We start from the raw sequence: 14,806 nt of genomic DNA on the forward strand, positions 1-14,806 counted from the left end.
CGGAGCGTCTGGGGAGGCATTCCCACGCGGAGCGTGGGAACGAGGGGGAAGGCGGGCGAGTTAGAGAAACTGCTCCGCGTAATGGCAAGCCACCAACCGCGTATCCACCTTGCGAAACTCCGGCACTTCAGCCGCACAGCGCTCGGTCGCATACGGGCAGCGCTTGTGAAACGCGCAGCCGCTTGGCGGGTTGAGCGGGTTGGGCAGCTCGCCGACGATCTTGATCTTCGGCTTGAGCGGATCCTGGTGGATGGTCGGGGTCGCCGACAGCAGTGCGCGGGTGTAAGGGTGCAGCGGACGGGTGTAGATGTCCTCCTTGGGGCCCATTTCTGCCGGGCGGCCCAGGTACATCACCAACACATCGTCGGCCACGTGCCGCACCACCGCCAGGTTGTGCGAGATGAATACGTAGGCGGTGTGGTACTGCTGCTGCAGGTCCATGAACAGGTTCAGTACCTGGGCCTGGATCGACACGTCCAGCGCCGAGGTCGGTTCGTCCGCCACCAGCACTTTCGGTTGCAGCATCATGGCCCGGGCCAGGGCGATACGCTGGCGCTGACCGCCGGAGAACATGTGCGGATAACGCTGGTAGTGCTCGGGGCGCAGGCCGACTTGCTGCATCATCGCCTGGACTTTCTCGCGACGTTCGGCGCGGGAAAGGTTGGTGTTGATCAGCAAGGGTTCGCCCAGTTGGTCGCCGATCTTCTGCCGAGGGTTGAGCGAGGCGTAAGGGCTCTGGAACACCATTTGCACGTCCTGGCGCATTTGCTTGCGCTGGCTCTTGCTGGCGCCGGTGACTTCATGGCCGGCGATTTTCAGCGAGCCGGAAGACGGTTCTTCGATCAGCGTCAGGGCACGGGCCAGGGTGGACTTGCCGCAGCCCGATTCGCCGACCACGGCCAGGGTCTTGCCGGCTTCCAGTTCGAACGAAACGCCATTGAGGGCGCGCACCAGTGCATGGCCCTTGAACATGCCACGGGACACTTCGTAGTGACGGGTAAGGTCGCGGGCGGTAAGAACGACGGCCATCACGCCACCTCCTGATTCAACGGGTAGAAACAGCGCGCAAGGCTGTGGGCTTTGGGATCGAGGCCGGGGCGTTGTTGCCGGCAGCTTTCCTGCACGTAAGGGCAGCGTGGCGACAACAGGCAGCCTTGCGGCCGGTCATAGCGGCCGGGAACGATGCCCGGCAGGGTGGCCAGACGCTCTGCGCCTTCACTGTGCTCGGGGATCGCCGCCAGCAGCGCTTCGGTATACGGATGCGCAGGAATGTCGAACAGTTGCGGCACGTGACCGACTTCCACCGCTTGCCCGGCGTACATCACGCAGACGCGCTGGGCGGTTTCGGCGACCACGGCCAGGTCGTGGGTGATCAGGATCAGCGCCATGTTCTGTTCTTTTTGCAGGTGCAGCAGCAGCTCCATGATCTGCGCCTGGATGGTCACGTCCAGGGCGGTGGTCGGTTCGTCGGCGATCAGCAGTTTGGGTTCGCCGGCAATGGCCATGGCAATCGCCACCCGCTGGCTCATGCCGCCGGACAATTGGTGCGGATAAGCGTTGAGGCGGCTTTCCGGTGCGGGAATCTCGACCTTTTTCAGCAGTTCAAGTGCGCGCTGGCGCGCCGCCTTGCCGGACAGGCCTAGGTGCTGGCGCAGCACTTCCTCGATCTGAAAGCCGACGGTGTAGCTCGGGTTCAACGCGGTCATCGGGTCCTGAAAGACCATGGCCAGGTCCTTGCCGACGATCTTGCGGCGCTGGCTCGCGCTGAGCTTGAGCATGTCCTTGCCATCGAAGTTGAGCGAGTCGGCGGTGATGATGCCGGGCGCATCGATCAGGCCCATCAGCGCCATCATGGTCACCGATTTGCCCGAGCCGGACTCGCCGACGATTGCCAGCACTTCGCCTTTTTCCACCGAGAGGTCGAGGCCATCGACCACCGGGACAGCCTTGGGGTCGCCAAAGCGGACGTTGAGATTCTTGATTTGCAGCAGTGACATGGGAATCTCCTCAGGCGGCGTTCTTGAGTTTCGGGTCGAGCGCATCGCGCAGCCCGTCGCCCATCAGGTTGATTGCCAGCACGCTGAGCAAAATGGTCAAGCCAGGCAGGCTCACTACCCACCAGGCGCGTTCGATGTAGTCGCGGGCCGAGGCCAGCATGGTGCCCCACTCAGGCGTCGGCGGTTGTACGCCCAGGCCGAGGAAGCCCAGGGCGGCGGCATCAAGGATGGCCGAGGAGAAGCTCAGGGTTGCCTGCACGATCAGCGGCGCCATGCAGTTGGGCAGCACAGTGATGAACATCAGGCGTGGCAGGCCGGCTCCGGCCAGGCGCGCGGCGGTCACGTAGTCGCGGTTCAATTCGCCCATCACCGCGGCACGGGTCAGACGCACGTAGGACGGCAACGAGACCACGGCAATGGCGATCACGGTGTTGATCAGGCCTGGGCCGAGGATGGCGACGATCGCCACGGCCAGCAGCAGCGAGGGCAGAGCCAGCATGATGTCCATCAGGCGCATGATCGAAGGCCCGAGCACGCGCGGGAAGAACCCGCCCAGCAGACCCAGCAGGATGCCCGGGATCAGCGACATCACCACCGAGGACAAGCCGATCATCAGCGACAGGCGCGAACCTGTGATCAAGCGCGAGAGCAGGTCGCGGCCCAGTTCGTCGGTACCCAGGATGAACCGGCTCTGGCCGCCTTCGAGCCAGACCGGTGGGGTCAGCAGGGCGTCGCGAAATTGCTCGCTGGGGTCATGGGGGGCAACCCAGGGCGCAAAAATTGCGCAGAAAATGATCAGGAGCATGAACAATAGGCCGGCGACGGCGCCCTTGTTCCTGGAAAAGGCTTGCCAGAATTCTTTGTACGGGGACGGGTAAAGCAGGCTTTGGTCGACTGCTACCGCTGGAGTATTCGTAGTCATGGGAGTCTCTCAGCGCTGATGACGGATGCGTGGGTTGACCAGGCCGTAGAGGATATCCACAGCGAAGTTGACCATGATCACCAGGCACGCAATTAGCAGGATGCCGTTCTGTACCACCGGGTAGTCGCGGGCACCGATGGCTTCGATCAGCCATTTGCCGATGCCGGGCCAGGAGAAGATGGTCTCGGTCAGTACCGCGCCGGAGAGCAGGGTGCCGACTTGCAGGCCGAACACGGTCAGTACCGGGATCAGTGCGTTGCGCAGGCCGTGGACGAACACCACGCGCGACGGCGACAGGCCTTTGGCCCGGGCAGTGCGGATGTAGTCTTCGCGCAGCACTTCGAGCATCGAGGAGCGGGTCATCCGGGCGATCACCGCCAGCGGAATGGTGCCCAGGACGATGGACGGCAGAATCAGGTGCATGAGGGCGTCCTTGAATGCGCCTTCTTCATCGCTGAGCAGCGTGTCGATGAGCATGAAGCCGGTTTTCGGCTGGATGTCATAGAGCAGGTCGACCCGTCCGGACACCGGGGTCCAGCCCAGGTGAACCGAGAAGAACATGATCAGGATCAGGCCCCACCAGAAGATCGGCATCGAGTACCCCGCCAGGGAGATGCCCATCACCCCGTGGTCGAACAGCGACCCTCGCTTGAGCGCCGCGATCACTCCGGCCAGCAGGCCCAGTATGCCGGCGAAGATCAGCGCGCAGATGGCCAGTTCCAATGTGGCGGGGAACAGCGACGTAAATTCGTGCCAGACGCTTTCCCGTGTGCGCAGCGATTCACCCAGGTCGCCGTGAGCCAGCTTGCCGACATAGTCGAGGTACTGGGCGTACAGGGGTTTGTTCAGGCCCAGCCGTTCCATGGCCTGGGCGTGCATTTCGGGGTCGACCCGGCGTTCGCCCATCATGACTTCCACTGGGTCGCCAGGGATCAGGCGTATCAGCGCGAAGGTCAGCAAGGTGATGCCGAAGAAGGTCGGGATTAATAATCCCAGGCGTCGGGCAATAAAACTAAACATCTTCTGTGGTACCTCATCAGCCGGTAAGGCGTCTCGATCTACTTCGCTCGGGTGGTCGCGAAGTTATTATTGGTCAGGGGACTAATGTGATAGCCCTCGACATTCTTGCTTACAGCGGTAAACAGTTTCGGATGCGCCAGGCTGATCCAGGGTTGTTCGTCATGGAAGACCTGTTGGGCTTGCTCATAGAGTGCAGCACGTTCGGCCGGATCTGTCCTGGCGCGGGCCTCGGTTATTGCTTCATTGAAGGCCTTATTGCACCAGCGGGCATAATTTTCGCCGCTGATGGTCGCGTCGCAGCTCAGGTTCGGGCCGAGGAAGTTGTCCGGGTCGCCGTTGTCGCCGGCCCAACCGGCAAAGACCATGTCGTGTTCGCCGCGCTTGGCGCGCTTGAGCAATTCGCCCCATTCGAGCACGCGGATGTCCAGCTTGATACCCACCTTCGCCAGATCGGCCTGCAGCATCTGGGCGCCGAGCAGCGGGTTGGGATTGGTCGGGCCGCCGCCGTTGCGCACGAACAGGGTCAACACCTGGCCGTCCGGTACACCGGCTGCCTTGATCAGGCTGCGGGCCTTGGCCGGGTCGTAGGGCAAGTCCTTGATGGCGCTGTTGAAGCCCAGCAGGGTCGGCGGATAGGGATTGATCCCGGGTGTCGCCTTGCCTGCGCCAAATAGCGCCTTGATATAGGCCTGCTTGTCGAACGCCATGTTGATTGCCTGGCGTACGCGCACGTCGCCGAGGTATTGGTGCGTGGTGTTCATGGCCACATAACTGGTCATCAGGGCTTCCATTTCATCGACCCGCAGGTTCGGATCGGCCTGGATGCTTTCGATATCGTCGGGTTTCGGATACAGCGCGATCTGGCATTCGTCCGCCTTGAGCTTCTGCAGGCGCACGTTGCTGTCGGTGGTGATGGCGAAGACCAGCACATCGCTTGGCGGCTTGCCCTTGTAGTAATCCGGGTTGGCCTTGTAGCGGACCTGAGCGTCCTTGTTGTAGCGGGTCAGGATGAACGGGCCGGTGCCGATCGGCTTGCTGTTGATGTCGGCGGTCTTGCCGGCCTTGAGCAGCTGGTCGCCATACTCGGCCGAGTAGATGGAAGCGAAGCCCATGGCCATGTCGCGCAGGAAGGGCGACTCAGGCCGGGTCAGGGTGAAGCTGACCGTCATGTCATCGACTTTGTCGATGCGCTTGAGCAAATCCTTGAAGCCCATGGCTTCGAAATAGGGGAAGCCCACGGAGGTTTTGTCATGCCAGGGATGCTTGGGGTCGAACTGGCGCTCGAAGCTCCAGAGCACATCGTCGGCATTGAATTCACGGCTGGGCTTGAAGTAGTCGGTGGTCTGGAACTTGACCCCGGGGCGCAGGTGAAAGGTGTAGGTCAGGCCATCGGGGCTGATGTCCCAGCGCTCGGCCAGGCCTGGCTGGATGTCGGTGGTGCCGGGCTTGAAGTCCACCAGCCGATTGAACAGGGTTTCAGAAGAGGCGTCGGCAGTCGTCGCCGCTGTGTACTGGACGATATCGAAGCCTTCTGGGCTGGCCTCGGTGCAGACCACCAGCGGTTTGGCCGAGATGCCAGCGGCGACGCTCAGCAGTGCGGCTGTCAGGACAGCCTGTAGCGATAGCAGGTTCATGTAACCCTCTGCGGTCAATAGCCAGATTAGCTTCTGCGGCTGATTCGTCGAATCACCTTCAGCGGCATGGCTCACAGAATGTTGAGCGCGAGCAACCCTTCGACGGTAAGGCCGTGAAAGGATTGGATACAGGCGCAAAGGCTTTAGGGTCTAAAGGAAATTTCCGACAGGATTGAGGATTTTTCCGAAGCAGTTGTTTTTTTGTCCGTACAAAAAGGCAAAGCCCCCGGTTGCGCCGTCAGGCACAACCGGGGGCCAGGACCCTTACTTGCTGATGCTGACGCCGTAGAAGGAGTTCAAGCCGAAAGGGCTGATCTTGAAGTCTTCCACGTTTTTACGCATCGGCTGGAACACCGTCGAGTGGGCGATCGGGGTGATCGGCACCTGTTCCTTGAGGATGTGTTGCGCCTGTTTGTACAGCTCGGTGCGCTTGGCCTGGTCCGGGGTGCGCTTGGCTTGCTGGATCAGGTCGTCGTAGGGCTTGTAGCACCACTTGGAGAAGTTGTTGCCATTCATGGCGTCGCAACCGTACAGGGTGCCCAGCCAGTTGTCCGGGTCACCGTTGTCGCCGCTCCAGCCAATCAGCATGGCCTGTTGCTCGCCACCCTTGGAGCGCTTGATGTACTCACCCCATTCGTAGCTGACGATCTTGGCCTTGATGCCGATTTTGGCCCAGTCGGACTGCAGCATTTCTGCCATCAGCTTGGCGTTGGGGTTGTACGGGCGTTGCACCGGCATGGCCCAGAGGGTGATCTCGGTGCCTTCCTTGATGCCGGCTTCCTTGAGCAGCGCCTTGGCTTTCTCGGGGTCGTAGGCCGGATCCTTGATGGACGTGTCATAGGACCACTCGGTCGGCGGCATGCCATTGACGGCCAGCTGGCCGGCGCCCTGGTACACGGAGTCGATGATCTGCTGCTTGTTGATCGCCATGTCCAGTGCTTCGCGCACCTTCAACTGGGACAGAGGGTTAGGCTGGTCGCTGTCCTTGATCTTGTCCATCACGTTGTAGGCGATGTAGCCGAGGTTGAAGCCGGCCTGGTCAGGCATCTTCAGGGTGGTGTCTTCCTTCAGCGGCTTGATGTCGGCCGGGCGCGGGAAGAGGGTGATCTGGCATTCGTTCTTCTTGAGCTTCTGCATGCGCACCGAGGCGTCGGTGGTGATGGCGAAGATCAGGTTGTCGATCTTGACGTCTTCGGGCTTCCAGTAGTCCTTGTTGCCGGTGTAGCGGATGTTGGAGTCTTTCTGGTAGCTCTTGAAGACGAAAGGACCGGTGCCGATCGGCTTCTGGTTGATGTCCTGAGGCTTGCCTTCCTTGAGCAGCTTGTCGGCGTATTCGGCCGACTGGATCGAGGCGAAGCTCATGGCCATGTTCTGGATGAACGCGGCGTCGACATCCTTGAGGGTGAACTTGACGGTCTTGTCGTCAACCTTCTCGACCTTGGTGATGTTGGCGTCCATCCCCATGTCGGTGAAGTACGGGAATTCGGTTGGATACGCCTTGCGGAACGGCATGTCCTTGTCGAGCATGCGGGTGAAGGTGAACACCACGTCGTCGGCGTTGAAGTCGCGCGTCGGCTTGAAGTAATCGGTGGTGTGGAACTTGACCCCGTCACGCAGATGGAAGGTGTAGGTCTTGCCGTCTTCGGAAATGTCCCAGCTGGTGGCCAGGCCCGGAATCACGGCGGTGCCGCCACGCTCGAACTGGCTGAGCCGATTGAACATGGTTTCGGCGGAGGCGTCGAAGTCGGTTCCGGTTGTGTACTGGCCTGGGTCGAAGCCTGCAGGGCTGCCTTCGGAGCAAAACACCAGGTTGGTCGCCGCAGAGGCGAAGGGGGCGCTGGCAAGCAGGCTGGCGCCAACTAGAAACGGAATGACCGCGTTTTTGAGCATGGTGGCCTCATTGTTGTCATTTTTTAAGTGAGGGCAGCCTTGTGGGCCGACCTGACGATACTTATGCAGGCCCCATACCCAATGCAACTCTTTCGGAGGGGCGAGCACCAAAAGAGTGGGACGTTCGTACACTTTTGTCGCATAGGTATAATTTTCAAGAAGTTGAACGTTTGCTCCTGTGTTTTCCCTGCGTTGGAACGGTGCGACGTCAATATGTGTCGCACCAAAATGGGGCTGATGTCCGTCAGGCCGTCAAGGCATCAAGACTTCGATGGTGCCATCGACATTGACGCGGACCTCGCTGGTACCCGCCTCGACCTGGGGCGTGACCGCTTCGGTATCCATGGCAGCTTTCATCATCATAGGCGCACGCACGTAAGGTTGTGGGTACCCGCTGCTGTTCAGGTTCAGGCTGACCACCTTGTAGCCTTTGCCACCGAGCGCTTCGGTGGCCATTTGCGCACGCTCCTTGAATGCCGCCACGGCTTCCTTGAGCAAGGCATCCTCGCTGGCCTTGCGGGTCGGCGTGGCGATGGTGAAGTCCATGCCGCCCAGCGTCAGGTTCTGCAGCATCTCTCCGGTCAGCTTGGACAAGGCGGCGAAATCGCTGCTTTCCATCCGCAGTTCGGCGCGTTCACGCCAGCCAATGATCTTGCGGCCCTTTTCTTCGTAAACAGGGTAGCTGTTGCGACTGCCCTGGCTGAGCTTTATGTCCTTGACCTGGCGCGCCTGCTCCAGCGCCTTGTTCATGGTCGTGGTGATTTCAGCGGCGAGTTTGGCCGGGTCGGTGTTTTGCGCTTCGGTATAGAGGGTGACCAGCATCAGGTCGCGCGGCACTTCCTGGCTGACTTCGGCACGCAGGGAAACCTGGTTGAAGCGTGGCTCATCGGCCAGGGCGGGCAGGCTGGTGAGCAGGCCGGCAGCCATGACAAGGGCGGCGCTGCGACTGAGGTTTTGCATGTAAAGCTCCTTGAGAACGAGGGCGCCCAATGTCTCATGCACTGCGCGCGGTCTCTTCAGACTCTAGCTCCTGAGAGAGGGTTCACAACGAGGTCGAGGCCATGTATGACAAAGTGTGGCCGTTTGCCGCAGTTTCCCAGTCATGGCCATGCCTTGGTTATACTCAGCGCGATCCGCCTGGAGCGCTCATCAGGAGAGCTCATGCTCGCCCCCGTACAAATGCTGTCCGCTACGCGTCAGAACCTCTGGCGCCTGACCTTCATCCGCATCCTGGTGCTGGCCGCTCAAGCGGGCTCGGTGGGCGTCGCCTACTGGACCGAACTGCTGCCGCTGCCGTGGCTGGCGCTGTGCATCACCCTGGGTTGCTCCATGGTGCTGTGCCTGCTGACCGCCGTGCGCTTGCGCACCTCGTGGCCCGTGACCGAACTGGAATACGCGGTGCAGCTGGCCTGCGACCTGCTTATCCACAGTGCCTTGCTGTATTTTTCCGGGGGCTCGACCAACCCCTTCGTCTCGTATTACCTGGTGCCCCTGACGATCGCCGCGGTGACCTTGCCGTGGCTGTACTCGCTGATCCTCACCGGCATTGCCCTGACCGCCTATACCTTGCTGCTGGTGCAGTTCTACCCGTTGGAAACCTTTCCGATGTCGCGGGAGAAGATGCAGATCTACGGCATGTGGCTGAGTTTTGCCCTGGCCGCGGCGGTCATCACCTTCTTCGCCGCGAAAATGGCCGAAGAGTTGCGCCGTCAGGAGCAATTGCGCGCAGAACGGCGCGAAGAAGGCCTGCGCGACCAGCAATTGCTGGCGGTAGCGACCGAAGCGGCCGGGGCTGCCCATGAGCTGGGCACGCCATTGGCGACCATGAGCGTGCTGATCAAGGAAATGCGCCAGGACCACTCCGATCCGGCCCTGCAGGACGACCTTTCAGTGCTTCAGGACCAGGTCAAGTTGTGCAAGGACACCTTGCAGCAGTTGGTCCGGGCAGCCGAGGCCAATCGTCGGCTGGCAGTCGAGGAACAGGATGTGACCTTCTGGATCGACGCGGCGCTCAATCGCTGGCACCTGATGCGCCCCGAAGCCAGTTACCGCTTCCAGCAACTGGGCCAGGGCAGTGTTCCTCGCCTGGCACCACCGCCGGACTTGACCCAGGCCCTGCTCAATTTGCTCAACAATGCCGCCGATGCCTGCGCGGAAGGCCTGGAAGTTCACCTGAACTGGGATTTCCAGGACATTGTCATCAGCATTCGCGACCATGGCCCCGGCGTTCCGCTGGCGATTGCCGAGCAGATCGGCAAGCCATTCTTTACCACCAAGGGCAAAGGTTTCGGCCTGGGCCTGTTTCTGAGCAAGGCCAGCGTGACACGCGCCGGCGGCTCGGTGAAACTCTATAGTCATGAGGAAGGTGGCACGCTCACCGAGCTGCGCCTGCCTCGCGACGCCCGAGGAGACCAACATGAGTGACGAAACCCAGATCGAAGGCGAAGAGCTGCCGCATCTGTTGCTGGTGGACGATGACGCCACCTTTACCCGGGTCATGGCCAGGGCCATGAGCCGTCGCGGTTTCCGGGTCAGCACCGCAAGTTCAGCCGAAGAAGGTCTGATCCTGGCGCAACAGGACCTGCCGGATTACGCGGCGCTGGACCTGAAAATGGACGGTGATTCAGGCCTGGTGTTGCTGCCCAAGCTGCTCGAACTGGACCCGGAGATGCGCGTATTGATCCTGACCGGCTACTCGAGCATCGCCACGGCGGTCGAAGCCATCAAGCGCGGCGCTTGCAATTACCTGTGCAAACCGGCGGACGCCGATGACGTGCTGGCCGCCTTGCTCTCCGAGCACGCCGACCTGGATACGCTGGTGCCGGAAAACCCCATGTCGGTGGACCGCCTGCAATGGGAGCATATCCAGCGCGTGCTGACTGAACACGAAGGCAATATCTCTGCCACCGCAAGGGCATTGGGGATGCACCGACGGACATTGCAGCGAAAGTTGCAGAAACGCCCCGTACGGCGCTAAAAAGGGTTCCTGAATTCCGGGGGATCGGCATCGATCCACCCGGAGCCGCGTCCACTCTGTCGAGTTTGAACCATGGAACTGAACGCTGAATACTCTGCGGTCAACGATGAGGTGCGCGGACATTTCTGGCGCCGTGTCTGGAGTCTGGTCACGCCCTACTGGCGTAGTGAAGAGAAGGGCAAGGCCTGGCTGCTGCTGATTGTGGTGATTGCCCTGTCGCTGTTCGATGTCGCCATCTCGGTGGTCATCAACAGCTGGTACAAAGACTTCTACAACGCCCTGCAAAACAAGGACCTCGCGGCCTTTACCCACTTGATGCTGTTTTTCTGCGGCATTGCTGCGGTGGCGATTCTGGCGGCGGTCTATCGACTTTATCTGACCCAGATGCTGACCATCCGCTGGCGGCGCTGGTTGACCGAGCAGCACTTCGCGCGCTGGCTGCACCACAAGAACTACTACCAGCTGGAGCAGGGCGGCTACACCGACAACCCGGACCAGCGCCTGAGCGAAGACCTCCACGCCTTTACCACCGATACCCTTAGCCTGACGCTGGGGCTGCTGAGCAATATCGTCAGCCTGGTGTCATTCTCGATCATTCTCTGGGGCGTGTCGGGCAGCCTGGAAGTTTTTGGCCTGACGATTCCCGGCTATATGTTCTGGTGCGCACTGGTGTACGCCGGTGTCGGCAGTTGGCTGGCGCACTTGATCGGCCGGCGCTTGATCGGTCTGAACAATAACCAACAGCGCTTTGAAGCCGACCTGCGTTTCGCCATGGTGCGCGTTCGCGAAAACGCCGAAAGCATTGCGTTGTATGACGGCGAGTCGGTCGAAAACCAACGGCTCAGTGCCCGTTTCGGCAAGGTGTGGAGCAATTTCTGGAGCATCATGGGCGTGCAGAAGCGCCTGAAGTTCTTCACCACGGGCTATGGGCAGATCGCGATCATCTTTCCCTTTGTCGTCGCGGCACCGCGGTATTTTTCCGGCAAGATCGAGCTGGGTGAGCTGATGCAGATCAACTCGGCGTTTGGCAACGTTCAGGAGAGCTTCAGCTGGTTCATCGATGCCTACGTCACCCTGGCCAGTTGGCGGGCGACCTGTGACCGGTTGCTCAGCTTCCGCCAGGCCATGAGCGATAACGAAGAGCGGGTCAGCGCGGTCAATGTCCGTCATCAGGGTCAGGCGCTGAAGATAGAAGGCTTGAACCTGGATCTGGCCAATGGCCGGCAATTGTTGAACGGTGCCAACCTGGTCGTGGCGCCGGGCGAGCGACTGATGCTCAGCGGGCGTTCGGGCAGTGGCAAGAGTTCGCTGCTGCGAGCCATGGGTAACCTCTGGCCCAATGGCAAGGGGCGCATCGACATGCCCGCCGGCCGCTCGCTGTTTCTGCCGCAAAAACCCTACCTGCCAATCGGCACTCTGCGCGAAGCCTTGAGTTATCCACAGCCGGCACAGGCATATACCGCGCAGCGCTACGCCGAGGTGCTGGAGACCTGTCGTCTACCGCACTTGATTCCGCGACTGGATGAAAGCAATCACTGGCAGCGCATGCTTTCGCCGGGTGAGCAGCAACGCCTGAGCTTCGCCCGCGCCTTGCTGTTCGCGCCGCAATGGCTGTACCTGGATGAAGCCACTGCGGCCATGGATGAAGAAGACGAAGCGTCGATGTATCAGGCGCTGATCGATGAGCTGCCGGGGGTGAGTATTGTCAGTGTCGGCCATCGCAGCAGCCTCAAGCGGTTCCATCCAAGGCATGTGCGCATCGAGGGTGGGCATCTGGTGGCGCAGCCGGCGAGTGAGCCTTCGGCCGTATAACCACCTCGTTCCCACGCTCCGCGTGGGAATGCCGTGCAAGACGCTCCCGCGTCGACCCGCCACGACGCGGAGCGTCGCCTGATGCATTCCCACGCGGAGCGTGGGAACGAGGTCGCGCTGTGTATTCCAGCCCGCCGTGGCTTATCATTAGGGACCTAACGACGGTTCCTCGGCATGCTCGCACTCTTCATACAAACCCTCAACATCACCGCCCCCGTCTTTGCGATGCTGTTCATGGGGGTGTTTCTCAAGCGTATTCACTGGATCAACGACGGCTTCATCCAGACCGCCTCTTCGCTGGTGTTCAATGTCTGCATGCCCGCGTTATTGTTTCTCGGGATCTACCATGCTGACCTGAGCACGGCGGCCAAGCCGCAAGTGCTGATCTACTTTACTCTGGCCACGCTCATCGGTTTTGCCGGCTGCTGGCTTGTTGCTATCTGGCGTTGTCCGCGTGAAGACCGGGGTATCTATACCCAGGGGGCGTTTCGCGGTAATAACGGCGTGATCGGCCTGGCGCTGGCCGCGAGCATGTACGGCGACCAGGGCATTTCCATCGGGGCAATCCTGGCGGGGCTGGTCATCCTGCTCTACAACTCATTGGCGGCGGTGGTGCTGGCGATTTACAGCCCGAGCATCAAGTCCGACCCCTGGAGCATCTTCAAGAGCATTTTATGCAACCCGTTGATTATCAGTGTGCTGTCGGCAGCGCCCTTGGCCTACTGGCAGATCGGCCTGCCGAACTGGTTGCTGACCTCGGCGGATTACCTGGCGCAAATGACCTTGCCGCTGGCCTTGATCTGCATCGGCGGGACCTTGTCTCTGGCGTCCCTGCGTGCCAGCGGCAAGCTTGCAATCAGCGCCAGCCTGATGAAAGTGATCTGGCTGCCGCTGCTGGGTACGCTGGGTGCCTGGTTGTGGGGATTTCGCGGTGCCGAGCTGGGCATCCTGTTTCTCTATATCGGCAGTCCGACGGCCGCCGCCAGTTATGTCATGGCCCGGGCGGCCAATGGCAACCATGAACTGGCCGCCGCGATTATCGTGATCACCACCCTGGCAGCGGCAGTGACGACAAACATCGGGATCTTCCTCTTGCAGTGGGGCGGCTGGATCTAGATCCTTGTCACAAAGAACGAATACTGCGGTCCGCAGAACCTGAGGAATTCCAATGTCAGAACAACCCGCACCCGAGCGCTTGCGCCGGGGCCTTAAAAACCGCCACATCCAGTTGATCGCCTTGGGCGGCGCCATCGGTACCGGGCTTTTCCTCGGGATCGCCCAGACCATACAACTGGCCGGACCTTCGGTGCTGCTGGGCTATGCCATTGCCGGTGTGATCGCCTTCTTCATCATGCGCCAGCTTGGCGAAATGGTGGTCGAAGAGCCGGTATCGGGCACCTTCAGCCATTTCGCCCACCGTTACTGGAGCGAGTTCGCCGGCTTCATGTCCGGCTGGAACTACTGGGTGCTATACGTCCTGGTGGGGATGGCCGAACTGACCGCGGTAGGTATCTACATCCAGTACTGGTGGCCGGGTTTCCCGACCTGGGCTTCGGCGGCGGTGTTTTTCGTGATCATCAACCTGATCAACCTCACTCAGGTGAAGGTGTTCGGCGAGATGGAGTTCTGGTTCGCCCTGATCAAGGTGGTCGCGATTGTCAGCATGATTGCCTTCGGCACCTGGATGCTGGTGACAGGTACCGGCGGCCCGGATGCGAGCGTGGCCAACCTGTGGCAACACGGCGGCTTTTTCCCCAATGGGGTCAGCGGTCTGATGATGGCCATGGCCGTGATCATGTTTTCTTTCGGCGGGCTGGAGCTGGTGGGCATCACCGCGGCCGAAGCGGACGATCCCAGGCACAGCATCCCGCGCGCCACCAATCAGGTGATCTACCGCATCCTGCTGTTCTACGTGGGTGCGCTGGCGATTTTGCTGTCGCTGTACCCATGGCAGAAAGTCGCCCTGGGCGGCAGTCCGTTCGTGATGATCTTCCATGCCCTCGATAGCAATGTGGTGGCGACGGTACTGAACCTGGTGGTGCTGACTGCTGCACTGTCGGTCTACAACAGCTGCGTGTACTGCAACAGCCGCATGCTCTTCGGCCTGGCCGAGCAGGGCGATGCGCCACGGCGCTTGCTGCGGGTCAATCGTCGCGGCGTGCCGCTGGCGGCACTGGGCGTCTCGGCCACGGCGACCGGCTTGTGCGTGCTGATCAACTACCTGATGCCGGGTGAAGCTTTCGCTTTGTTAATGGCGCTGGTGGTTTCGTCGCTGGTAATCAACTGGGGCATCATCAGCATCACCCACCTGAAATTCCGCCGGGCCAAGCAGCTGGAAGGGGAGACGACCTTCTACCAGAGCCTGGGCTACCCGTTCACCAATTACCTGTGCCTGGCGTTCCTGGCGGTGATTCTGGTGATCATGTACCTGACCCCGGGCATCCGTATTTCGGTGCTGTTGATTCCGGTCTGGTTGCTGGTGCTGGGCGCTGCCTATTGGGTCAAGAAGCGCAACCGGAAGGCTGGCAAAGCCCCGGCCATTGCTGACTGAGGC

12 protein-coding genes are annotated in these 14,806 nt (G+C 60.9%); 5 read left to right on the forward strand and 7 right to left on the reverse strand.

The window, feature by feature from the left end:
• Positions 1 to 60: 60 nt before the first annotated feature.
• The 7 genes from F2S13_RS11345 to F2S13_RS11375 form a co-directional block, all read right to left on the reverse strand.
• Positions 61 to 1,029, reverse strand: a complete 969-nt coding sequence (locus F2S13_RS11345; RefSeq protein ID WP_166360723.1) for a peptide ABC transporter ATP-binding protein — start codon at positions 1,027 to 1,029, stop codon at positions 61 to 63.
• On the reverse strand, positions 1,029 to 1,997 hold the full coding sequence (locus F2S13_RS11350) for an ABC transporter ATP-binding protein (RefSeq protein ID WP_166360726.1): 969 nt from the start codon (positions 1,995 to 1,997) through the stop codon (positions 1,029 to 1,031). The genes F2S13_RS11345 and F2S13_RS11350 overlap by 1 nt, the downstream gene beginning before the upstream one ends.
• Before the next feature lie 10 nt (positions 1,998 to 2,007).
• Positions 2,008 to 2,919 (reverse strand): ABC transporter permease subunit, encoded by a 912-nt coding sequence (locus F2S13_RS11355; protein WP_166360728.1) that lies wholly within the window; start codon positions 2,917 to 2,919, stop codon positions 2,008 to 2,010.
• A 9-nt stretch (positions 2,920 to 2,928) separates the two neighbouring features.
• Positions 2,929 to 3,939 (reverse strand): ABC transporter permease subunit, encoded by a 1,011-nt coding sequence (locus F2S13_RS11360; protein WP_166360730.1) that lies wholly within the window; start codon positions 3,937 to 3,939, stop codon positions 2,929 to 2,931.
• Positions 3,940 to 3,977: 38 nt separating this feature from the next.
• Complete coding sequence (locus tag F2S13_RS11365; protein WP_166360732.1) at positions 3,978 to 5,573, reverse strand: ABC transporter substrate-binding protein; 1,596 nt, start codon at positions 5,571 to 5,573, stop codon at positions 3,978 to 3,980.
• Positions 5,574 to 5,837: 264 nt separating this feature from the next.
• Positions 5,838 to 7,463, reverse strand: coding sequence for an ABC transporter substrate-binding protein (locus F2S13_RS11370; RefSeq protein ID WP_166360734.1), 1,626 nt, complete (start codon positions 7,461 to 7,463; stop codon positions 5,838 to 5,840).
• Between the two features lie 252 nt (positions 7,464 to 7,715).
• The gene (locus tag F2S13_RS11375; RefSeq protein ID WP_166360736.1) at positions 7,716 to 8,423 is read right to left on the reverse strand and encodes an SIMPL domain-containing protein; all 708 of its coding nucleotides are present in this window, start codon (positions 8,421 to 8,423) and stop codon (positions 7,716 to 7,718) included.
• Between the two features lie 201 nt (positions 8,424 to 8,624).
• On the opposite strand from F2S13_RS11375, the gene F2S13_RS11380 reads away from it, so the two are divergent.
• The 5 genes from F2S13_RS11380 to F2S13_RS11400 all read left to right on the forward strand — a co-directional run bounded on the left by F2S13_RS11380 (position 8,625) and on the right by F2S13_RS11400 (position 14,803).
• Positions 8,625 to 9,887, forward strand: coding sequence for an ATP-binding protein (locus tag F2S13_RS11380; RefSeq protein ID WP_166360738.1), 1,263 nt, complete (start codon positions 8,625 to 8,627; stop codon positions 9,885 to 9,887).
• Complete coding sequence (locus F2S13_RS11385; protein WP_166360740.1) at positions 9,880 to 10,440, forward strand: response regulator transcription factor; 561 nt, start codon at positions 9,880 to 9,882, stop codon at positions 10,438 to 10,440. The genes F2S13_RS11380 and F2S13_RS11385 overlap by 8 nt, the downstream gene beginning before the upstream one ends.
• 72 nt (positions 10,441 to 10,512) lie before the next feature.
• On the forward strand, positions 10,513 to 12,252 hold the full coding sequence (locus tag F2S13_RS11390) for an ABC transporter ATP-binding protein/permease (protein ID WP_166360742.1): 1,740 nt from the start codon (positions 10,513 to 10,515) through the stop codon (positions 12,250 to 12,252).
• A gap of 174 nt (positions 12,253 to 12,426) precedes the next feature.
• Positions 12,427 to 13,368 (forward strand): AEC family transporter, encoded by a 942-nt coding sequence (locus F2S13_RS11395; protein WP_166360744.1) that lies wholly within the window; start codon positions 12,427 to 12,429, stop codon positions 13,366 to 13,368.
• A gap of 52 nt (positions 13,369 to 13,420) precedes the next feature.
• On the forward strand, positions 13,421 to 14,803 hold the full coding sequence (locus tag F2S13_RS11400; protein ID WP_166360746.1) for an amino acid permease: 1,383 nt from the start codon (positions 13,421 to 13,423) through the stop codon (positions 14,801 to 14,803).
• The last annotated feature ends 3 nt before the right edge of the window (positions 14,804 to 14,806 follow it).

The organism is Pseudomonas akapageensis (genome assembly GCF_011355085.1).
GTDB lineage: Bacteria > Pseudomonadota > Gammaproteobacteria > Pseudomonadales > Pseudomonadaceae > Aquipseudomonas > Aquipseudomonas akapageensis.

Coding starts and splice junctions, on each gene's coding strand:
- F2S13_RS11365 (WP_166360732.1), bottom strand. CDS start 5,573: ATGAACCTGCTATCGCTACAGGCTGTCCTGACAGCCGCACTGCTGAGC.
- F2S13_RS11385 (WP_166360740.1), top strand. CDS start 9,880: ATGAGTGACGAAACCCAGATCGAAGGCGAAGAGCTGCCGCATCTGTTG.
- F2S13_RS11345 (WP_166360723.1), bottom strand. CDS start 1,029: ATGGCCGTCGTTCTTACCGCCCGCGACCTTACCCGTCACTACGAAGTG.
- F2S13_RS11400 (WP_166360746.1), top strand. CDS start 13,421: ATGTCAGAACAACCCGCACCCGAGCGCTTGCGCCGGGGCCTTAAAAAC.
- F2S13_RS11395 (WP_166360744.1), top strand. CDS start 12,427: ATGCTCGCACTCTTCATACAAACCCTCAACATCACCGCCCCCGTCTTT.
- F2S13_RS11350 (WP_166360726.1), bottom strand. CDS start 1,997: ATGTCACTGCTGCAAATCAAGAATCTCAACGTCCGCTTTGGCGACCCC.
- F2S13_RS11360 (WP_166360730.1), bottom strand. CDS start 3,939: ATGTTTAGTTTTATTGCCCGACGCCTGGGATTATTAATCCCGACCTTC.
- F2S13_RS11390 (WP_166360742.1), top strand. CDS start 10,513: ATGGAACTGAACGCTGAATACTCTGCGGTCAACGATGAGGTGCGCGGA.
- F2S13_RS11370 (WP_166360734.1), bottom strand. CDS start 7,463: ATGCTCAAAAACGCGGTCATTCCGTTTCTAGTTGGCGCCAGCCTGCTT.
- F2S13_RS11375 (WP_166360736.1), bottom strand. CDS start 8,423: ATGCAAAACCTCAGTCGCAGCGCCGCCCTTGTCATGGCTGCCGGCCTG.
- F2S13_RS11355 (WP_166360728.1), bottom strand. CDS start 2,919: ATGACTACGAATACTCCAGCGGTAGCAGTCGACCAAAGCCTGCTTTAC.
- F2S13_RS11380 (WP_166360738.1), top strand. CDS start 8,625: ATGCTCGCCCCCGTACAAATGCTGTCCGCTACGCGTCAGAACCTCTGG.